The organism is Azospirillum sp. TSH100 (assembly GCF_004923295.1).
Taxonomy (GTDB): domain Bacteria; phylum Pseudomonadota; class Alphaproteobacteria; order Azospirillales; family Azospirillaceae; genus Azospirillum.
In genome coordinates this window covers 550,633-570,705 of the sequence record NZ_CP039634.1, presented here as the reverse complement: position 1 = coordinate 570,705, position 20,073 = coordinate 550,633, and the positions used below count along the sequence as shown (strand labels likewise).

21 protein-coding genes and 1 tRNA gene are annotated in these 20,073 nt (G+C 67.8%); 15 read left to right on the top strand and 7 right to left on the bottom strand.

The features are described from left to right. The first annotated feature begins 20 nt into the window (after positions 1–20). Both E6C72_RS02750 and E6C72_RS02745 read left to right on the top strand, forming a co-directional pair. Complete coding sequence (locus E6C72_RS02750; RefSeq protein ID WP_109084958.1) at positions 21–1,313, top strand: YeaH/YhbH family protein; 1,293 nt, start codon at positions 21–23, stop codon at positions 1,311–1,313. Between the two features lie 53 nt (positions 1,314–1,366). Continuing rightward, on the top strand, positions 1,367–2,920 hold the full coding sequence (locus E6C72_RS02745; RefSeq protein WP_109084957.1) for a SpoVR family protein: 1,554 nt from the start codon (positions 1,367–1,369) through the stop codon (positions 2,918–2,920). A 21-nt stretch (positions 2,921–2,941) separates the two neighbouring features. On the opposite strand, the gene E6C72_RS02740 is transcribed toward E6C72_RS02745, so the two are convergent. Next, a complete protein-coding gene (locus tag E6C72_RS02740; protein ID WP_109084956.1) occupies positions 2,942–3,793 on the bottom strand; it encodes a hypothetical protein in 852 nt (283 codons plus the stop codon). A gap of 215 nt (positions 3,794–4,008) precedes the next feature. On the opposite strand from E6C72_RS02740, the gene E6C72_RS02735 reads away from it, so the two are divergent. The 5 genes from E6C72_RS02735 to E6C72_RS02715 all read left to right on the top strand — a co-directional run bounded on the left by E6C72_RS02735 (position 4,009) and on the right by E6C72_RS02715 (position 8,759). Beyond that, a complete protein-coding gene (locus tag E6C72_RS02735) occupies positions 4,009–5,088 on the top strand; it encodes a serine hydrolase (protein ID WP_169055122.1) in 1,080 nt (359 codons plus the stop codon). Between the two features lie 183 nt (positions 5,089–5,271). After that, on the top strand, positions 5,272–7,020 hold the full coding sequence (locus E6C72_RS02730; RefSeq protein WP_109084955.1) for a long-chain fatty acid--CoA ligase: 1,749 nt from the start codon (positions 5,272–5,274) through the stop codon (positions 7,018–7,020). Further along, complete coding sequence (locus tag E6C72_RS02725) at positions 7,017–7,307, top strand: acylphosphatase (RefSeq protein ID WP_109084954.1); 291 nt, start codon at positions 7,017–7,019, stop codon at positions 7,305–7,307. The genes E6C72_RS02730 and E6C72_RS02725 overlap by 4 nt, the downstream gene beginning before the upstream one ends. 74 nt (positions 7,308–7,381) lie before the next feature. Then, positions 7,382–8,260 (top strand): hypothetical protein, encoded by an 879-nt coding sequence (locus E6C72_RS02720; protein WP_109084953.1) that lies wholly within the window; start codon positions 7,382–7,384, stop codon positions 8,258–8,260. After that, positions 8,247–8,759 (top strand): hypothetical protein, encoded by a 513-nt coding sequence (locus E6C72_RS02715; protein ID WP_109084952.1) that lies wholly within the window; start codon positions 8,247–8,249, stop codon positions 8,757–8,759. Before E6C72_RS02720 ends, E6C72_RS02715 begins: the two co-directional genes overlap by 14 nt. Here E6C72_RS02715 and lipB read toward each other — a convergent pair. After that, complete coding sequence (gene lipB / locus E6C72_RS02710; RefSeq protein WP_109084951.1) at positions 8,756–9,484, bottom strand: lipoyl(octanoyl) transferase LipB; 729 nt, start codon at positions 9,482–9,484, stop codon at positions 8,756–8,758. The genes E6C72_RS02715 and lipB overlap by 4 nt on opposite strands. Positions 9,485–9,658: 174 nt before the next feature. On the opposite strand from lipB, the gene E6C72_RS02705 reads away from it, so the two are divergent. Beyond that, positions 9,659–9,743, top strand: a tRNA-Leu gene (locus E6C72_RS02705). Between the two features lie 104 nt (positions 9,744–9,847). Here E6C72_RS02705 and E6C72_RS02700 read toward each other — a convergent pair. Beyond that, positions 9,848–10,561: a phosphatase PAP2 family protein gene (locus E6C72_RS02700; protein WP_158280125.1), complete on the bottom strand. Its 714-nt coding sequence runs from the start codon at positions 10,559–10,561 to the stop codon at positions 9,848–9,850. Positions 10,562–10,945: 384 nt separating this feature from the next. On the opposite strand from E6C72_RS02700, the gene E6C72_RS02695 reads away from it, so the two are divergent. Then, on the top strand, positions 10,946–11,263 hold the full coding sequence (locus E6C72_RS02695; protein ID WP_109085081.1) for a hypothetical protein: 318 nt from the start codon (positions 10,946–10,948) through the stop codon (positions 11,261–11,263). A gap of 63 nt (positions 11,264–11,326) precedes the next feature. Here the strand turns inward: E6C72_RS02695 and E6C72_RS02690 are convergent, their stop codons facing one another. Beyond that, entirely contained in the window at positions 11,327–11,629 is a 303-nt protein-coding gene (locus E6C72_RS02690) for an STAS domain-containing protein (protein WP_109084949.1), read from the bottom strand. Between the two features lie 358 nt (positions 11,630–11,987). On the opposite strand from E6C72_RS02690, the gene mgtE reads away from it, so the two are divergent. Beyond that, positions 11,988–13,427, top strand: a complete 1,440-nt coding sequence (mgtE, locus tag E6C72_RS02685) for a magnesium transporter (RefSeq protein ID WP_109084948.1) — start codon at positions 11,988–11,990, stop codon at positions 13,425–13,427. Between the two features lie 50 nt (positions 13,428–13,477). Here mgtE and E6C72_RS02680 read toward each other — a convergent pair whose 3' ends face one another. Next, positions 13,478–14,434 carry an acetyl-CoA carboxylase carboxyltransferase subunit alpha gene (locus E6C72_RS02680; protein ID WP_109084947.1) on the bottom strand — a complete coding sequence of 319 codons (957 nt, stop codon included), beginning with the start codon at positions 14,432–14,434 and terminating at the stop codon, positions 13,478–13,480. Positions 14,435–14,626: 192 nt separating this feature from the next. Between E6C72_RS02680 and E6C72_RS02675 the strand changes: the two genes are divergently transcribed. Next, positions 14,627–15,391: a class I SAM-dependent methyltransferase gene (locus tag E6C72_RS02675; protein WP_109084946.1), complete on the top strand. Its 765-nt coding sequence runs from the start codon at positions 14,627–14,629 to the stop codon at positions 15,389–15,391. A 20-nt stretch (positions 15,392–15,411) separates the two neighbouring features. On the opposite strand, the gene aceB is transcribed toward E6C72_RS02675, so the two are convergent. Both aceB and pspF read right to left on the bottom strand, forming a co-directional pair. Next, positions 15,412–17,031 (bottom strand): malate synthase A, encoded by a 1,620-nt coding sequence (gene aceB, locus E6C72_RS02670; RefSeq protein WP_109084945.1) that lies wholly within the window; start codon positions 17,029–17,031, stop codon positions 15,412–15,414. A 91-nt stretch (positions 17,032–17,122) separates the two neighbouring features. Beyond that, positions 17,123–18,187: a phage shock protein operon transcriptional activator gene (gene pspF / locus E6C72_RS02665; RefSeq protein WP_136700633.1), complete on the bottom strand. Its 1,065-nt coding sequence runs from the start codon at positions 18,185–18,187 to the stop codon at positions 17,123–17,125. A gap of 179 nt (positions 18,188–18,366) precedes the next feature. Between pspF and E6C72_RS31665 the strand changes: the two genes are divergently transcribed. The 4 genes from E6C72_RS31665 (at position 18,367) to pspC (ending at position 20,047) form a co-directional block, all read left to right on the top strand. After that, positions 18,367–18,531: a hypothetical protein gene (locus E6C72_RS31665; RefSeq protein ID WP_169055121.1), complete on the top strand. Its 165-nt coding sequence runs from the start codon at positions 18,367–18,369 to the stop codon at positions 18,529–18,531. Positions 18,532–18,548: 17 nt separating this feature from the next. Further along, entirely contained in the window at positions 18,549–19,220 is a 672-nt protein-coding gene (gene pspA, locus E6C72_RS02660; RefSeq protein ID WP_109443267.1) for a phage shock protein PspA, read from the top strand. A 105-nt stretch (positions 19,221–19,325) separates the two neighbouring features. After that, positions 19,326–19,544: an envelope stress response membrane protein PspB gene (gene pspB, locus E6C72_RS02655; protein WP_247875972.1), complete on the top strand. Its 219-nt coding sequence runs from the start codon at positions 19,326–19,328 to the stop codon at positions 19,542–19,544. 101 nt (positions 19,545–19,645) lie between these two features. Continuing rightward, positions 19,646–20,047, top strand: a complete 402-nt coding sequence (pspC, locus tag E6C72_RS02650; RefSeq protein WP_109443265.1) for an envelope stress response membrane protein PspC — start codon at positions 19,646–19,648, stop codon at positions 20,045–20,047. Positions 20,048–20,073 lie beyond the last annotated feature (26 nt).

Below are 20,073 nucleotides of genomic sequence, written 5' to 3'. Positions count from 1 at the left end.
GTGGGAGGGCTAGCCCCTTGATGAACATCATCGACCGTCGCCTGAACCCGCAGGGCAAGAGCCTGGCCAACCGCCAGCGCTTCCTTCGCCGTGCCAAGGAACAGGTGGTCAAGGCGGTCCGCGACGCCTCCGGAAAACGGGGCATCCAGGATATCGAGAATGGCGAGAAGGTGACGATCGCCGCCGGCGGCGTGCGCGAGCCATCCTTTCACCGCGCCAGCCAGGGCGGGGTGCGCGACTATGTCGTGCCCGGCAACAAGGAATATGTTGAAGGCGACACCATCCAGCGCCCGGACGGCGGCGGTGGCGGCCGCGGCAGCGAGGGCAGCGCCGATGGCGAGGGCGAGGACGAGTTCCGCTTCGTCCTGTCGCGCGACGAGTTCCTCGACATCTTCCTGGAGGATCTGGAGCTTCCCGATCTGGTGAAGCAGAAGGTCAAGCAATCGGAATCGCACACGCTGACCCGGGCCGGCTATTCGGTGTCGGGGTCGCCCGCCAACCTGAACCTCGTCCGCACCATGCGGAACAGCCTGTCGCGCCGCATCGCGCTGAAGCGCCCGAAGCGCGACGAGATCCGCGAGATGGAGGAGCTTCTCCGCGAGGCGGAGGAATCGGGCGAGGATGCCGAGCAGATCCAGGCGCTGCGCGAACAGCTGGAGCGCATCGTCCTGCGCTCCAAGCGCATCCCCTTCATCGACCCGATCGACGTCCGCTACAACCGGTTCGAGACGGTGCCGAAGCCGATCGCCCAGGCGGTGATGTTCTGCCTGATGGACGTGTCCGGCTCGATGACCGAACATATGAAGGATCTGGCCAAGCGCTTCTTCATGCTGCTCTACCTCTTCCTGAAGCGCCGGTACAGAGCGGTCGACATCGTCTTCATCCGCCACACCCACGAAGCCAAGGAGGTGGACGAGGAAACCTTCTTCTACTCCACCGAGACCGGCGGCACCGTGGTGTCGACGGCGCTGGAGGAGATGCAGAAGGTGGTGCAGGAGCGCTATCCGCACAATGAATGGAACATCTACGCCGCCCAGGCCTCGGACGGCGACAACATGTCGTCGGACAACGCCAAGTCGGCGACCCTGCTGCGCGACGTCATCCTGCCGATGTGCCAGTATTTCGCCTACATCGAGGTGGCGGCGGAACACAACATGGGCCTGTCGGCGCTGGGCCGCGAGACCGAGCTGTGGCGCACCTACAAGCAGGTGCAGAGCCCGGAACGCCCGCTGGCGATGCGCCGCGTCCGCTCCCGCCGGGAAATCTTCCCGGTCTTCCGCGAGCTGTTCGCCCGCGAGAAGGCGGGGGCGTAAGGGGCATGGGGATAAACCCCGCCCCCATCGGGGGCGGTAGGGGGAGATCGAGAATGACCGCTGTGATCACCAGACCCGAGGCGCTGCTGTATGACGGCGTCGAATGGGATTACGACAAGATCAAGCGCGTCTACGACGCCATCGAGCACATCGCGTTGAAGGAGATGGGCCTCGACGTCTATCCCAACCAGATCGAGGTCATCACCGCCGAGCAGATGCTCGACGCCTATTCGTCCATCGGCATGCCGCTGATGTACAAGCACTGGTCCTTCGGCAAGCATTTCGCCCGCGACGAGATGATGTACCGCAAGGGCTACCGTGGCCTGGCCTATGAGATCGTCATCAACTCCAGCCCCTGCATCAGCTACATCATGGAAGAGAACACCATGACGATGCAGACGCTGGTGATCGCCCACGCCGCCTTCGGCCACAATCATTTCTTCAAGAACAACCAGCTGTTTCAGCAATGGACCGATGCCGAAGGCATCCTCGACTATCTGGAATTCGCCAAGACCTACATAGCCCATTGCGAGGAACGCTACGGCCATGCCGCAGTGGAGCGGGTGCTGGACGCCGCCCATGCGCTGATGAGCCAGGGCGTGCACAAGTACCCGAAGAAGCGCTCCGACCTGCGCACCGAACAGCGGCGCGAGCGCGAGCGCCAGGAATATCAGGACCAGACCTTCAACGATCTGTGGCGCACCGTGCCCAAGACCGCCGCCGGCCCGCGCCCTGCCAAGTCGGTGTCGGAACGCAAGAAGCTGCTGGGGTTGCCGGAAGAGAACATCCTCTATTTCCTGGAGAAGAAGGCGCCGCGGCTGGAGCATTGGCAGCGCGAGCTGTTGCGCATCGTCCGCCACATCTCGCAGTATTTCTATCCGCAGAAGCAGACCAAGGTGATGAACGAGGGCTGCGCCACCTACGTCCATTACCAGATCATGAGCCGCCTGCACGAGACCGGCCAGATCAGCGAAGGCGCCTTCCTGGAGTTCCTGCACTCGCACACCTCGGTGGTGTTCCAGCCGGAATTCGACGACAAGCGCTTCTCCGGGCTGAACCCCTATGCGTTGGGCTTCGCGATGATGCAGGACATCGCCCGCATCGCCGAAAAGCCGACCGACGAGGACCGCCAGTGGTTCCCCGACTGGGCCGGCCGTGGCGATGGCATGGCGGCGGTGCGCGAGGCCTGGGCCAACTTCCGTGACGAGAGCTTCGTGCTGCAATATCTCAGCCCGCACCTGATGCGGAAGCTGAAGCTGTTCAGCGTGCGCGACGACGCCGAAGACCCCTATCTGCTGGTGGATCACATCCACAACGAACGGGGTTACCGCGACATCCGCAAGAAGCTGGCCCGCCAGTACGACCTCGGCTATCTGGAGCCGGACATCCAGATCGTCGACGTCGACCTTGCCGGCGACCGCAAGCTGATCCTGCAGCACCGCGTCACCAACGGCGTGTTGCTGGACGAGAGCGACGCCAAGGCGGTGCTGCGCCACATCGCCAACCTGTGGGGCTACGAGGTGCAGCTGATCGAGGTGTCGGCGATCTCCGAGGCGATCCTGAAGGAACATGCCGTGACGGCGCCCAGCGGGATCGGCGTGGTGTGACGCGAAGAGGGAAGGGGGACGTCATCGCTCCGGTTCGGGTTTGATGCCGGCCTCCTTCATCGCGTGTATCAGGTCCAGCATCACGGTGCTGATGTCGGGGAAGGACAGGGCCACCGCACGGCGCTCGGGGTCGAGGCGCACCACATGGGCGATCTGCCGGCCGCCGACCCGATGATTGCCCTTGTCCGGGCCGGTCGGCTCCGGGATCTCCGGACAATGCAGCTCCAGCCGCAGCTTGCCGCCGACGGCGTGGGCGAACTCCTCCGGCGGCAGATCGACCAGCAGGCCGCGGGTCGACCAGTTGATCGTCGTGCAGCGCCGCCCCTCCGCCTCCACCGCCAGGACCGGGTCCATATAGCGGATGGCGCGCCGGCGCTCGACGCCGTTGGGCGGCTTGGCGCCGATGTCATGCTGCTCAAGCTTGCGCTTGGCCGCCTGCTTGGTGCGGTCGTCGACCCCGTCCTTGCTGGTCATCAGCGTCGCCTGCACCCGCCGTTCGACGCCGTGGCGGAATTCGTCGTCGGCACCGAAGCGCAGGGCCTTGGCGAAATGATCCTTGGCCTGGGTCAGCAGGGCGTTGCGCCCCTTCTCGTCGCCGCGATGGCCGCAACGCTCGGCCTGGACCAGCAGCGAATCGACACTGCGCTGGTAGGCACCGCGCTGGATGACGCGGGTCAGTTCCCGGAACTCGGCGGCGCGCAGGCTGGGAAATTCGCGGGTCTTCAGCAGCCCGGCCAACCCCTCGGCCAGCGAATCGACGCGGGCCGGGTCGCCGCTCTCCGCCTCCCGGCGCAGGGTCCGCACCGCCTCCTCCGCCTTGCGGAGCAGCTGGTCTTCCAGTTTCCGGCGCTGGTCGGCATCCTTCACGGGCATGGCGCGTCCCTCCATCGGGGCGGTATCGCCAAGGATAACGCAGGTCGCGACCGTGCGACAGCCGACAGTTGTGGTTAACGGCCGACTTGCGGGGCGCCCCAGTAGGAGCGGACCCGATTTCCCTTTGCCCTGTGAGTGTCTTCTTATCTGCGGTGACAAACAGGGCGGGTAGCGGGAGCGGACGAGCGATGGGCAGGGACAGGAACAACAACGGGATGACCGGTGCGGATGCCGGACTGGACCTGCTGACCGCCGCGCTGGCCGGCCTGCTGGCGGAGGAGAGTGCGAGCCCCGCCCCGGCCAGGACCGCCATCGTCGCCTTCACCCGCGGCCGCGGCGCCGCGGCGGAGCCGGTCCGCACGCTGGTGCTGCCGCGCAAAATCGCGCGCGGCGGGGCGGCGGCCGATCTGGCCGACCGGCGCGCCCTGGTCTACAGCCTGACCAAGACCATCCTGGCCGCCGCCGTGCTGCGGCTGGCCGCGCGCGGCATGGTCGAGCTGGACGGGCCGGCGGAGCGCTGGCTGCCGGAACTGGCCGGCCGTCCGGGATCGGTCACCGTGGCGCAGATCCTCACCCACCGCGCCGGGCTGCCCGATTATGGCGGCCGGCCCGATTACCATGCCTCGGTCGCCGCCGGAGCGGAGCCCTGGAGCGGCGACGAGTATCTGGCCCGCTGCGGCGTTGCCGAGGGAAAGGGGCCGCCGGTCGGCAGCTTCGCCTATTCCAACATCGGCTATCTGCTGATCGGCCGGCTGCTGGAGCGGGCGGGTGGCGCCCCGCTGGCGGAGGTGCTGGGGCGGGAAGTCTTCGCCCCGCTCGGTCTGACCAGCGCCGCGCTGCTGCGTGACCGCGCCGACCTCGACGGGCTGTTCTTCGGATTGAGCCCGACCTTCGGCGAGGCGCCGGTGCCCGGGGCCTATCATCCCGGCTGGGTGTCGCATGGGGTGGTGGCGATGACGGCGGCGGATGCCTGCCGTCTCGTTCACGGCCTGACCGAGGAGTATCTGCCGGGCGCGCTGCTGCGGCGGATGCGCGACGGCCTGCCGGTTGGAGAGCCGATGGGCGGGCGGCCCTGGGTCGAGCCATCCTATGGGCTGGGCATGATGGTGGAGCTGGACCCGGCGGCGGGGCCCTATTGGGGACACACCGGCGGCGGTCCTGGGGTGACGCCTGCCGCCTACCACACGCCGGGGCCGATCCCGGTCTCCGTCGCCGTATTCCTGGATGGCGAGGACGGCAGCCTCGCCGAATGGATGGCGGTGGAGGTGCTGCACCGCCTGCGCGGCGGGCGATAGGAGGGCAGGAACCACATCTGCTGCTTGTTCATCCCCTGCTTGTTCATGGTTGCGGCGATCCCATCTCCTCTCCAGGGGACAATTCCCCCTCCCCGGCCCTGCTTCCTGGCATAGGCTTGGGGGGAAGGCGGTGCCGGGCGAAACCGGCAACCGGGAACAAGACCTCAGGGGAGGAACCGCGCGATGGGAGATGCCGCCCGCAAGCTGTCCGAGTATCCATGGCTGGCCTCGTACCCGCCGACGGTGGATTGGGCGATGCCCATCCCGGTCCGTCCGCTGACCGAGTTGCTGGAGGGAGCCGTCGCCCGCCATGGCGACAGGCCCTGCCTGAATTTCCTGGGCAAGCGCACCAGCTATCGCGAGCTTGGGCGGCTGGTCGACCGCGCTGCCCACGGCTTCCAGGCGATCGGGGTGGGGAAGGGGACGCGGGTCGGGCTGTTCCTGCCCAACACGCCCTATTACGTCGTCGCCTTCTTCGCCATCCTGAAGGCCGGCGGCACGGTGGTGAACTTCAACCCGCTCTATGCCGAACGCGAACTGGTCCACCAGATCGGCGACAGCGACATCGACCTGATGGTCACGCTGGACCTCAAGCTGCTCTACGACAAGATGGCGCGGATGCTGGCCGAGACCGGGCTGAAGCGGCTGGTGATCTGCCGCATGGCCGACATCCTGCCCTTCCCGAAGAACTGGCTGTTCCCCATCGCCAAGAAGGCGGAGATCGCCGCGATCCCGCGCGATGACCGCCACATTCCCTTCGCCCGGCTGATCGCCAACGGCGGCCGGCCCGCTCCGGTCGCCATCGACGCGCGCGAGGATGTCGCGGTTCTGCAATACACCGGCGGCACCACCGGCGTGCCGAAGGGTGCGATGCTGACCCACGCCAACCTCTACGCCAACACCATCCAGTGCGCGACCTGGTACGCAGCGAAGGAGCGCAAGCCGGGGGAGGGCGGCGCGGAAGACGGGCAGGAGCGCATGCTGGGCGTGCTGCCGCTGTTCCATGTCTTCGCCATGACCGCGGTGATGAATTTCGGCCTGCACCAGGGGGCGGAGATCGTCCTGCTGCCGCGCTTCGAGCTGGAGCAGGTGATGCGCACCCTGCAGAAGGAGCGGATCACCCTGTTCCCCGCCGTGCCGACCATCTACACGGCGATCAACCACCACAAACACCTGAAGGACTACGATCTGTCCTCGATCCGCTTCTGCATGTCGGGCGGGGCGCCGCTGCCGCTGGAGGTGAAGGAGGCGTTCGAGCGCACCACCGGCTGCACGCTGGTGGAGGGCTATGGCCTGTCGGAATGCTCGCCGGTCGCCACGGTGAACCCGGCGGTGCTGCATTCGGACAAGAAGGGGTCCATCGGCCTGCCGCTGCCCGGCACCGTCATCGAGATCGTCAGCCTGGAGGAGCCGCGCCGCGTGCTGCCGCCCGGCGAAAAGGGCGAGGTCTGCATCCGCGGGCCGCAGGTGATGAAGGGCTATTGGCGCCGCCCGGCCGAGACGGCGCAGACGCTGGTCGACGGCCGGCTGCACACCGGCGATGTCGGGGTGATGGACGGGGACGGCTACACCACCATCGTCGACCGCATCAAGGACATGATCCTGTGCAGCGGCTTCAACGTCTATCCCCGCAATGTGGAGGAGGCGATCTACCTGCACCCGGCCGTCGCCGAATGCGTGGTGGCCGGCGTGCCGGACGAGTATCGCGGCCAGACGGTGAAGGCCTATGTCCGGCTGGACGACGGGCAGGACCTGACCGCCGACGAGCTGATCGCCTTCCTGAAGGACAAGCTGTCGCCCATCGAGATGCCGAAGTTCGTGGAATTCCGCCGGGAGCTGCCCAAGACCATGATCGGAAAACTGTCCCGCAAGGCCCTTCTGGACGAGGAGCAGGGCAAGCGCAACGCCGGCGCCGACGGAGCCCGCGCATGAGTGCTGTCGACCGGAAGGCGGTGCGCGTCCGCATCCAGGGCAAGGTGCAGGGCGTGTGGTATCGCGGCTGGACCGTCGATCAGGCCGGCCGGCTCGGCCTGACCGGCTGGGTGCGCAACCGCGGCGACGGCACGGTGGAGGCCCTGTTCGCCGGCCCGGCCGACGCCGTCGACCGCATGCTGGAGGCCTGCCGCCGCGGCCCGCCCTCGGCCATCGTCCGCGATCTGGTGTTCGAACCGGAACAGGATCCGGGCATGGCGGGGTTCGAGCAGCGGCCGACGGTGTGAGCGTCGCGTTAGCCTTCCGCTAACCATGACGGCGGCATGCTTGTGGTGGACGCGGTTAAGGGACGACAGCCGGGATGACCGCCAGCAAGTCGGATGTGGCCGGTATGAAGGCCATGCTCACCGGCGTCTTCGCCAAGGCGGCGGAGGCGAAGGGCAAGGCTGCGCGCCCGGCAGGGGCGGCCCCGGCGCGGAAAGCTCCGGCTGCGCCGGACCGCGATCCGGCGGTCCGCCTCAGCCTGGGGCCGGACGCGGCGGAGGATGCGCCGGCAAGGCCGTCCGAACCGGATTTTGCCGACCGGCTCGAACCGGCGATCCAGGCGCTGGCGCGCGACCTGGGCCGGCTGCTGGCCGCCTTCGGGATGGATGGGAGCGATGCCGCAGCGGCGGAGGCTGCGCTGGCCGCCCGCTTCGGCGACAGGGAGCGCCGGGCTGCCGTCGCCGCGCTGGACGGGCCGGCGGGCGGGTTGCGGCCATTGGCCGGGGAGGCCCGGCAGGATGTCGCGGTCGAGGTGAGCGGGATCGGCCTCGCCCTGGCTGCCGGGCAGGTGGAGGTGCGGCTGGACGGCGCGGCCCTGCTGCTGGCGCGGGTGCCGGCGGAGGAGAAGGGGGAGGGGCTGGCCGCCATGCTCGGCGTCCTGCGCTCCGCCATCCGGCCGGGCAAGGGGCTGACGGTCGAGACCGACCGGGTTGCCATTGACGATCTGGGCCCGGTGATGGATGCGCTGACCGCGGCGATGACCGCGCCGCCGCAGGGGCTGGAAGGCACGGTGACGCTGACGCCGCTGGCTGGTCCGACCGATGGCGGCAGGATCGAGCTGTCGCTGTCGCTCGGACGCCGGCTGGGGGAGACTGCTGCTGCGGCATCGGTGAAACCCGTCAGGGCGACGGAGAAGCCGGTTGGCGATCTAAAGGTTGGCGATCTCAAGGACGGTGGGTTCGATGTGCGGATTTGACCTGCGCCGTCTGGCCGCCGTCTGGCTGTGCGGGCTGACGCTGCTGGGGGCCGCGCCCGCATGGGCAGCTGCCCTGGAGCGGACGGAGCCCGGCCATCAGGCGCCGCCGCAACCCGGAGCGAGCCTGCCCGTCGCGCCGCCGATCGTGCAGTATGCGCTGCCCTCGCAATGGATGACGATCCGTTCCAAGGAGGACTGGCGCAAGGCCGGCAGCTTCGAGAAGGAGCTGAGCAAGGACTGCGCCGCCCTGCGCTTCAACGAGATCGAACCGATGCGTTTCCGCGCCTATTACAAGGGCGAGGTGCTGGGCGTCGCCTTCGGCCATGGGCTGAACCTGCACGATCCCGGCAAGAAGGCCGACCGCAAGAAGATCTACCTGTTCCGCAACGGCGATTCGACCAACTGCACCGTGCAGTCGCTGGACAACCAGGATCCGCGCGTGAACCCCGCCGGCAATCCGGCCACCACCCCGGCCGCCGGCGGCTTCAAGAAGTATTAGGCTTCGGACCCGCCGCGCATCGGGCCGCCGAACACCTCCGGCCAGGCCGCGATCAGGGCGGAATCGACATCCTCCATCGTCACCAGCTGGCCCAGGGCCACGATGGAGGTGACTCCATGCTCGGCGATGCCGCAGGGGACGATGCCGCCGAAATGGGACAGGTCCGGCTCCACGTTCAGGGCGATCCCGTGGAAGCTGACCCAGCGGCGGACCCGCACGCCGATGGCGGCGATCTTGTCCTCCTGTCCCTTCAGCCCGCCGTAGGGCTGCTTGTCGACCCAGATGCCGACGCGCCCCTCACGCCGCTCGCCCCTGATGTTGAAGGCGGCGAGCGTGCGGATGATCCACTCCTCCAGGTCGCGGACGAAGCCGCGGATGTCGGCGCCGCGCGCCTTCAGGTCCAGCATGACGTAGGCAACCCGCTGCCCCGGCCCATGGTAGGTGTACTGGCCGCCGCGCCCGCTGCGGTAGACGGGAAAACGGTCGGCTTCCAGCAGATCCTCGTCTCGCGCGCTGGTGCCGGCGGTGTAGAGCGGCGGATGTTCCAGCAGCCAGACCAGTTCCGGTGCGGTGCCGGCGCGGATCGCCTCGACGCGCGCCTCCATCTCGGCGATGGCGTCGGGGTAGGGGACCGGTTCGTCGGAGATGCGCCACTCGATCGGCTGGCGCGGGGGGACGGTGTCGGACTGGGGATGACTGGCGGACAGGCTGGTCGGGGAGGTCATTCGATGGGGTCTCTAACCGTGTCGGTAACAGTGCGGGGATAGCGGCCGGCGGGCCGGTCCGAATTTTTCTTCGCAGATGATGATTGTAGCGCTTGATCGCCCGTCGGGAAGCTGATATCTACCCGCTCCACCCGATGAGGCGCGCAAGCGAGCGTCGGGAACTACCAGCCTGATGCGGTCGTGGCGGAATTGGTAGACGCGCAGCGTTGAGGTCGCTGTGGGGCAACCCGTGGAAGTTCGAGTCTTCTCGACCGCACCACTCCCAAGCAGTTGGGACCATCCCGGGGATACGGGAAAGACGAAAGGCCCGCAGGTCGCAAGACCGAGCGGGCTTTTTCGTATCCCGGCTTCGGCCTCAGGACTCTAGCCGGCCAGCGCGTGCAGCAGCTTCGATGCTCCTCCTGCGGCGCGGCGGACATCCTCGAACAGCACCATCATCTCGTAGACCGCCAGGAAGGCGCCGCTGTAGAACCAGGGGCGCCAGCGTTCCTCCGCCCGGCCGACCAAGCGATGGATGCCGGCCATCGGCAGAAGCCGGGCGACCGCGATGGCGGCGAGGATGCCCAGCAGGGCGCCGCCGGTGACGTCGCCGGGGTAATGCAGGCCCAGATAGACCCGCGGCAGGGCGATCACCAGCGCCGCCCACAGGCAGGCCAGCAGCCCCCAGAGGCGCGAGGCGCGGACGAAGGTGGCGGCCAGCGCGAAGCCCAGGGCGGCATTGTCGCTGGGGAAGGAACTCCAGTTCTTCAGCGCCTCGCGGCTCTGGCCGATCGGCGGGACGAAGGGAATGCCGGCGTCATGCAGCGGGCGGGGGCGGGCCGGCATCACCGCCTGGATCAGGATGGAGGCCGCTACCGCCAGCACGACTGCGGCGATGGCGTCCACCACCAGCCGGCGCCCGGCCCCCGTCTCTTCCCGGCGGAACCACAGCCACCACAGCGCGGCGCTGAACAGGCCAAGCTTGACCAGATAGATGTTGGCGATCCCGCGCACCGCCATGTCCAAAGTCGCGCTGTGTCCGGCGAACTGGTTCAGCCAGAGCAGCAGCGTCTGGTCGAGACGATGCAGGAACTCCAAGGCGGCTCCTCTGATGGATCGGAGATAGGCGCCAGTGTTGCGGTTTTATGACAAGGGCGGTCAACGGCGCATCGGAAGGCGCCCTACGGGGCAGGGTGGAGGCTTTGAGGTGCCCCTCCCGCCGGTGCCTGCCTGCGATGTCGGACCTTGGCCATCAGCGGCGGACAGCCGGAGTGATCATGAGATGGCGCAGTATTTAATATCCCATTCGATAATATGAAGAAAATGTCATCGCCGGAATGATGTCCATAGAGAATGATGGGGTCATTATTCGTCTGTCCTGCTCTTGATGACTATCGAAAGGGGTAATATCCTGCATTGCGAAAAGCGGGATGAATGGTGCTGTGACCAACCATTCCTGAGACGGATTTCATGGGGGATTTGATGGCGACCGTCGTGATGATGAAGCACCCGCAGACGGGGCTTACCAAGAAGGGGCTGGTCGGGTTCAGCTGGACCACCCTGTTCTTCGGCGGCCTTCCCGCCCTGTTCCGTGGCGACTGGGCAGTGGGATTGATTCTGACCATTCTGTACTTCTTCACCGGAGGGTTGTCCGGGATCATCGCCGCCTTTCTCTACAACAAGCACTACACCTCGAAGCTGATCGAATCCGGCTATGTCTTCGCCGATACCGAGGCGCTGAACAGTCTGGCCTGCGCCAAACTCGGTATCGATGCGGCGGCGGTTCCGAACGCGACCTGATCGGCTTTCAGGATCGGCCTGGACGAGGGGCGGTGCACAATGGGGCACTGCCCTTCGCCGTTTTCAGCGGAACTCGATGTAGCGGTCCAGCGTGGCGCGGCGCAGCGCCCGGATGATGTGAGGGGCGGCACCGCTGGCGACGATGTGGCCGCCGGCCTCGCGGCAGCGGTTGGCCAGTATGAACATCATGCCGATGGCGGCGGAATCGATGAAGGTGACGAAACGCAGGTCGATCGGGACCACCGGGCTGGCTGCGAAGTCCCAGTCGCGCAGCATGTCATGGAAGCGGGTGCCGTCCTCGTAGGTGCAACGGCCGGACAACAGGATGCCGTCGCAACCGCCGACGGTGGTGAAGGCATACTCCATCGGCGCGTCCGGTCCCTCTCCCCGTGATGCGGCGCCAGCGATGCACCGCGGCCCCATGGGAGCATGAAGGGTCGCGGCGGTGCAAGGGCGTGGTGGCAAAAGCGGCGGAGCCGGCCGGCCGGTGGCGAAGCGGGCTGGACAAACCGGAACGGCGCCTCTATGTCGGGGGCGCTTCCGTCGGCGCTGGTCCCTTGGTACGGATCCCTGGGCACCGGGGCCCCGGCCGGAAGCCTTCCACAACCCGCAAACCCCGAACGCCGCCGGCCACCGTCCGATGTCGCGGAGCCGTCCCGCCGTTGCCTTGCCGACAGTGAGAAACGGCAGTCGGGGAATGCATCGTCGAAGGGAGGGTGCCGGCATGCACACCGATCCCCGCACGCCTGATCCGCGGTCCGATTTGGAGCCGGACGTCGCCGCCCAGCCTCAAGGCAATCCGCATGAGGCGGAGGACGAGCGTCGCTACGGCGTCGAGCCGGACTTCGTGGAGGAGATCGCCGGCCTGCTGCGTGCCCGCGAACGCGATGCCGTGCTGGCCCGGCTGAACGGGCTGCATGCCGCCGACATCGCCGACCTGATCGAACAGGCCGAGCCGGCCGAGCGCGCCGACCTGATCGACCTGCTGCCGGCGGAACTGGACGGCGAGGTTCTGTCCTACCTGAACCCGGACCTGCGCGAATCGCTGATCGGGCGGTTCGAGCCGCAGGAGCTGGCCGACGCCGTCGCCGATCTCGACACCGACGACGCGGTGGAACTGATCGAGGATCTGGACGCGGAGACGCGGGCGCAGATCCTGGCGAAGCTGCCCGACGCCGAGCGCGCGCTGGTTCAGGAGAACCTGACCTACGACGAGGACAGCGCCGGCCGCATGATGCAGCGCGAGCTGGTCGCGGTGCCGGAATTCTGGACGGTCGGCAAGACCATCGACTTCGTCCGGGCGGCGACCGACACGCTGCCGGAGGATTTCTACGACATCTTCATCGTCGACCCGATGCACCGGGTGGTGGGGGCGGTGCCGCTGTCGCGCCTGCTGCGCCAGCGCCGGGCGGTTCGCATCGCCGATCTGGTGACCGGCGAGGTCGACGCCATCCCCGCCACCATGGAGCGGGAGGAGGTGGCGAACCTGTTCCGGCAATATGCCCTGGTCTCCGCCCCCGTGGTCGACGCCGCCGGCCGTCTGATCGGCGTCATCACCGTCGACGACGTCGTCCGCATCATCGACGAGGAGGCGGAGGACGACCTGCGCAAGCTGAGCGGGTCGGGCGATACCGGCGTGTTCAGCGGCATCGCCGACATTGCCCGCAGCCGCGTCGGCTGGCTGACGGTCAACCTCGCCACCGCTTTCCTGGCGTCGGGCGTCATCTCGCTGTTCGAGGGCACCATCGAGCAGATCGTGGCGCTGGCGGTGCTGATGCCGATCGTCGCCTCGATGGGCGGCAATGCCGGAACCCAGACGCTGGCCGTCGTCGTCCGCGCGCTGGCGACGCACGAGCTGTCGTCGGCCAACGCGCTGCGCGTGGTGGGCAAGGAACTGCTGGTCGGGCTGATAAACGGCGGCATCTTCGCCGTGATGGTCGGGCTGATCGCGCTGGTCTGGTACGGCCCGCTGATCGGGGTCGTCATCGGTCTGGCGATGATCATCAATCTGGTGGTGGCGGGCCTGAGCGGTGCCCTGATCCCGCTGGGACTGGAAAAGCTGGGGGTGGACCCGGCGGTGTCGAGTGCGGTGTTCCTGACGACGGTGACCGACGTCGTCGGCTTCCTGGCCTTCCTGGGGCTGGCTTCGGTGTTCCTGCTATAGAGGAGAGTCTCCCCCGCGATTGCGGGGGAGGGCGGGTATGGGCCAGGGCCTCAGCCCAGACCCTTCTGACCCATCTCCAGGAACTTCTCGCGGCGCTTGGCGCGCAGTGTGGCGCCGTCCAGGCCGTCCAGTTCGCCCAGCGACTCCTCGATACAGTCGCCCAGCTTCCTGATCGTCTCGGCCGGGTCGCGGTGGGCGCCGCCGATCGGCTCGCTCACGACCTGGTCGATGACGCCCAGTTCCTTCAGATCCTGGCTGATCAGGCGCAGCGCGATGGCCGCCTCGCCCGCCATGTCGGAGCTGCGCCACAGGATCGACGCGCAGCCTTCCGGCGAGATCACCGAATAGATGGCGTGTTCGAGCATCAGCACGCGGTCGGCGGTGGCGATGGCGATGGCGCCGCCCGAGCCGCCCTCGCCGATCACCGAGGCGACCATCGGCACGTTCAGCCGCAGGCAGCGCTCGATGCTCTTGGCGATGGCCTCGGCCTGGCCGCGCTCCTCCGCCTGGACGCCGGGGAATGCGCCGGCGGTATCCACCAGCGAGACGACCGGCAGCTTGAAGCGGTCGGCCAGATCCATCAGGCGCTGGGCCTTGCGATAGCCTTCCGGCTTCGCCATGCCGAAATTGTGGCGGACGCGCGTTTCGGTGTCGTTGCCCTTCTCCTGGCCGATCACCACCACGGAGCGGCCACGGAAGCGGCCGAGACCGCCGATGACCGCACGGTCCTCGGCGAAATGGCGGTCGCCGGCCAGCGGCGTGAAGTCCTCGATCAGGCCATGCACATAGTCCAGGCAGTGCGGCCGATTGGGGTGGCGGGCCACCTGAACCTTCTGCGCGGGCGTGAGCTTGGCGTAGGTCTGTCGCAGGAGCTTGTCGACCTTGGCCTGCAGCTTGGCGACCTCGTCGGCGATGTTGATGTCGCCGGCGTTGGTCAGATGCCGCAACTCCTCGATCTTGCCTTCAAGCTCGGCGATCGGCTTTTCGAATTCCAGGAAGGTCTGCATGCCGGACACGGGTGGTTGGCGAGGCGCACGAAAAAACGCGCGCTTGGTAGCACGCCCGGCGCGCCTGCGCCACAGCGGAAAGATGCGGGACGGCCTGGGAAGGGTTCCGCGACGAACCCACAGGGTTTATCCTCATCCGCCGGGAAATTCCAAGCCTAATCGTTGTCCGGACCGTGCGAGGCGGATCGCTGCATGTCGCTCTTCCCCCCATCCTTCCAGGACCATTTTTCCGGCCATGCCGGCGACTACCGTGCCTTCCGCCCCACTTATCCGCCCGGTCTGGCCGCCGCCCTGGCCGATGCGGCACCGTCGCGGGGTCTCGCCTGGGACGTCGGCTGCGGCAACGGGCAGTTCTCCGTGGCGCTGGCCGATCACTTCGTGGCGGTCCACGCCACCGACGCCAGCGCCGAGCAGGTCGCCCAGGCGGATGCGCATCCACGGGTCCGCTATGCCGTCGCTCCGGCGGAGGACGGCGGGCTGCCGGATGCCTGCTGCGACCTGATCGTTGCGGCGCAGGCGGCGCACTGGTTCGACCTGGGGCGCTTCTATGCCGAGGCGCGGCGGGTGGCGAAGCCGGGCGCGGCGGTGGCGCTGGTCTGCTACGCCTTGCAGCAGCTGGAGGACCCGGTGCTCGATGCGGTGGTGGAGCGGTTCCACAACGGCACGCTCGCTCCCTACTGGCCGGCCGACCGCTGGAAGGTGGTGAACGGCTACCGCGACCTGGAGTTTCCGTTCCCGGAGCAGCCCGCCCCGTCGCTGGCGATGGAGGCGGTGTGGTCGTTGCCGCGGCTGCTCGGCTACATGAACACCTGGTCGGGCGTGAAGGCGGCGACCAAGCTGCTGGGGCGCAACCCGCTGGAAGACTTCGCGGCGGAGATCGCGCCGCTGTGGGGCGATGCGGAGACGGAGCGGCGGATCCGCTGGCCGCTGACGGTCCGGCTGGGGCGGGTGGGGTAGGGGGCGTTGCGCCCCCTCCTTTACGCTCCCTCCGCCACCACGCGCTCGTAGGCCGGCAGGGTCAGGAAGTCGGTGAAGTCGTCGCGGGCGACCAGATCGCGGAACAGGGCCGCGGCGTGGGCGTAACGGCCCTTGGCGTAGGCATCGGCGCCGACGCGGGTCTTCCAGGCCGACAGCTCCTCGGCGATGATGCGGTCGACGAGGTCCAGCGTCACGACACGCGCGTCGTCCAGCGCAGTGCCAGTGTGGACCCACTGCCAGACCTGGGTGCGGCTGATCTCCGCCGTGGCGGCATCCTCCATCAGGTTGAACAGCGGGACACAGCCCTGGCCGCGCAGCCACGCCTCGATATAGCCGATGCCGACCGCCACATTGTTGCGCAGACCGGCCTCCGTCTTCGGTCCGGCGGGCACCGCCAGCAGGTCGGCGGCGGTGACGGTCACGTCGGTGCGCTTGCGGCCGATCTGGTTTGGCGTCGGCATGTAGGTGTCGAACACCTCGCGCGCCACCGGGACCAGCCCGGGATGGGCGACCCAGGTGCCGTCATGGCCATTCGACGCCTCGCGCTCCTTGTCGGCACGGACGCGGGAGAAGGCGATCTCGTTGGCTTCCGGATTGTCTTTGACCGGGATGAAGGCGGCCATGCCGCCGATGGCCGGGGCGCCGCGGCGGTGGCAGGTCCGGATCGCCAGCTGGCTGTAGGCCGACAGGAAGGGCGTGGCCATCGTCACCTCCGCCCGGTCGGGCATGACGGCGGAGGGGTCCTTGCGGAACTTCTTGATGAAGCTGAAGATATAGTCCCAACGGCCGCAGTTCAGGCCGGCGGAATGCTCGCGCAGCTCATAGAGGATCTCGTCCATCTCGAAGGCGGCGAGGATGGTCTCGATCAGCACCGTCGCCTTGATCGATCCGTGCGGCAGGTGGAGATACTCCTCCGCCACCAGGAAGACCTCGCGCCACAGCCGCGCCTCGAAATGGCTTTCCAGCTTGGGCAGGTAGAAGTAGGGGCCGCTGCCGCGTGCCAGCAGTTCCTTGGCATTGTGGAAGACATGCAGGCCGAAGTCGAACAGCGCACCGGAGATCGGCTCGCCGTCCATCAGCACATGGCGCTCCTCCAGATGCCAGCCGCGCGGCCGGACCTTCAGCACCGCGGTCTGGTCGCTGAGGCGGTATTTCCTCCCGCTGGCGGGATCCTCGTGGCTGATGGTCCGGCGCACGGCGTCGCGGATGTTGATCTGCCCCTCGACCAGATTGGTCCAGGTCGGGCAGGTCGCATCCTCGTAATCGGCCATGAAGACCTTGGCGCCGCTGTTCAGCGCGTTGATGACCATCTTGCGATCGACCGGTCCGGTGATCTCCACCCGGCGGTCGAGCAGTTCGACGGGCAGCGGGGCGATGGTCCAGTCGGCCTCGCGGATCGCGCGGGTTTCCGGCAGGAAGTCGGGCTTGTGGCCCTGGTCGAGCAGCGCCTGCCGCTTGGTCCGCACATCGAGCAGCCGCAGCCGTTCGCCGCCGAAGCGCCCCTCCAGCTCCGCCAGGAAGGCCATCGCCTCCGGCGTCAGGATCTCCTCGAAACCCGGCTTGATCGGAGCACGGACTTCAAGGCCTGAAATGACTGGGCCGGACATGCTGGTGGCCATCGTGCTGCTCCCCATCCCGTATCATGGCGAACCGCTCTCTCGGCGGTTGGGCAACTGGTATAACACGGGAACCATGGGGTCCGGGGACGGCCTAAGGTCGCAGATGGGCGGGTGGGATCAGCCCGTGCTTCTTCAGCATGCCGCGCAGCTGGTGATAGCCGAGCCCCAGAGCCTCGGCGGTCTGGCGCTGGTTGAAGCGGTGACGCTCCAGCGAGTCGCGCAGGATCGACGCCTCGAAGGCGCGGACCTGATCGAGGATGCCGCCGTCGAGGGTGGGGACGGGGGCGGGGGGCAGGGCGGGGGGCGGAGCAGGTGGCGCTGCCGGGAGACCGGGCGCTTCCTGACGGGCCGGCTCCGGACGCGCGATCGGGGAGGTGGCCGGGCGCCAGGGCGACTCGAAAGGGTCGAGGACGATGTGGTCGAGCGGCTCGTCCGGGTCGGCGGCGGCGACGGAGCGCTCCACCGCGTTGCGCAACTCTCGCACGTTGCCGGGCCAGTCATGCCCGCACAGCCGGTCGAGGGCGTCTTCGGTGAAGCCGGGGAACAGCGGGCGCCGCAACTCGCGCACCATGCCCAGGGCGAAATGCTCGGCCAGTGGCGGGATGTCGTCGGGCCGGGCGCGCAGCGGCGGCAGGGTCACCACATCGAAGGCCAGACGGTCCAGCAGGTCGGCGCGGAACCGCCCGGCGGCGGCCAGGGCCGGCAGGTCGGCGTTGGTGGCGCCGACCACCCGGACATCGACGGTGGCGGTGCGGCCGCCGACCCGCTCGATCTCGCCATACTCGACGGCGCGCAGCAGTTTCTCCTGAACGGCGGGGGAGGCGGTGGCGATCTCGTCGAGGAACAGGGTGCCGCCGTCGGCCTGCTCGATCCGGCCGATCTGCCGGCGGGTGGCGCCGGTGAAGGCGCCGGCTTCATGGCCGAACAGCTCCGAATCCAGCAGCGACTCAGGGAGGGCGGCGCAGTTCACCTTGACGAAGGGGCGGTCCCACCGCTGCGACAGGTAATGCAGGCGGGCGGCGATCAGCTCCTTGCCGGTGCCGCGTTCGCCGATCACCAGCACCGGGCGCTCCAGCGGCGCCACCCGCGACACATGCGCCAGCGCCGCCAGGAAGGCCGGCGATTCGCCAAGGAGGGAGGGGGGAGTGGCCACCATCGCGTATTTCACCAGGAGTTCGCCTATATGGCGATGGTATCGCCTATATGGCGATGTGGCAATCCGAGGCGTCCATTCGGTCAAACCGCCTGATATCCAGTCCCTTCAATGGGTTGGAGCCCATTTTGTCCGTCTGGCACGGCGGTTGCGATAGCTGTGGCATGGCAAGGAGGTCATCCATGAGCGACTTCAGCGATTTCCGCCGCCGCTATGGCGGTGACCGCTTCAACACCGCGCAGGCCCGTCCGCTGGCCCGCCGCGTGCGCAGCTATCTCGCGACCCGGCCGGCGGAAAGCTGGCTGTTCTTCTTCGCCGGCATCATCGCCGGCGCCATCCTCGGCTGATTGACGGGACATCCATCATGAGCATCTTTTCGCGCCTGACCGACATCGTGCAGTCGAACCTGAATTCCCTGCTCGACCGCGCCGAGGAGCCGGAGAAGCTGATCCGCCTGATCGTTCAGGAGATGGAGGACACGCTGGTCGAGGTGCGCTCCTCCACCGTCAAGATCATCGCGGAGAAGAAGGAGATCGAGCGCCGCGTCGTCGACCTCCATCGCGAGCGCGACGAATGGGACCGCAAGGCCGAGGTGGCGCTGACCGCCGGCCGCGAGGATCTGGCCAAGGGCGCCCTGATGGCCAAGGCCAAGCTGGTCGAGCAGGCCGACGCGCTGACCGCGCAGCTGGTTCAGGTCGAGGCCGCTCTGTCCAAGGCGAACGAGGACATCGCCCGCCTCCAGGCCAAGCTGACCGACGCCAAGACCCGCGAGAAGGCGCTGGTCGCCCGCACCCAGACGGCAACCAACCGGGTCAAGCTGCGCACCGCGCTGCATGACGAGCGCATCAACGACGCCCTGTCGCGCTTCGAGCAGGTCGAGCGCAACCTCGACGAGATGGAAGGCCGCGTCGAGTCCTACGACATCGGCCGCACCAAGAGCCTGACCGAGGAGATCGCCGAGCTCGAGGCGAGCCAGAAGGTCGAGGAGGATCTGGCTGCGCTGAAGGCCCGCATCGCCTCCCGCCGCAACGGTTGAGCGGCGGCCGGCCGGCAACCGGCTGGATGTGGCTGCCAGGGTGGGGCGGTGACGCCCCGCCCGTTCCCCTCACGACAATAAGAAGGTCCGACGACCATGGGGTTCATGGGTTTCGTCCTCGCGGTGCTGTTCATGGTGGTGGTGGCGCCGGTCTGGATCGTCTTCCACTACATCACCAAATGGCGCTCGCAGCGCGGGCTGTCCGCCCAGGACGAACGGCTGTTGGCCGAATTGTGGGAGATCTCCAACCGGCTGGAGACCCGCGTCCATGCGCTGGAACGCGTGCTGGACGCCGAGGCGCCGAACTGGCGCAACAAGCTGTGACGGTGGCTTGAGGGGCGATTGTCCTTCCAAGCCGATTTCATCCCCGCCTTCATGGGGATGACGCAAGCCACTCAATGATTGGGAAATTCCTGGGAGGAGTCATGGACCGCGCGTCCCCTTACGACTCGCCGAATCCGCACCGGCTCTACCGCGATCCGCAGCGCGGCTTGCTGGGCGGGGTGTGCACGGGCATCGCCGATTACTTCGGCGTGCAGCCGGCCGTCGTCCGGCTGGCGATGCTGTTCGCCCTGTTCTTCTTTTCGGTGCCGCTGGTGATCGCCTATGTCATCGCGCTGCTGGTGCTGCCGGTGCGTCCGCCGCAGCTGTATCGCGATGCCGAGGAGGAGGCGTTCTGGCGCACGGTGTCGACCAAGCCGGATCGTACGCTCGCCGGCCTGACCCAGCGCTTCCGCGACATGGAGAAGCGGATCGTCGGGATGGAGGCCTATGTCGCCTCGAAGGAGTTTGAACTGAACCGCGCGATCCGCGATCTGGACCGCTGATCGCGGCAGGATCGCCGCAGGCAGGC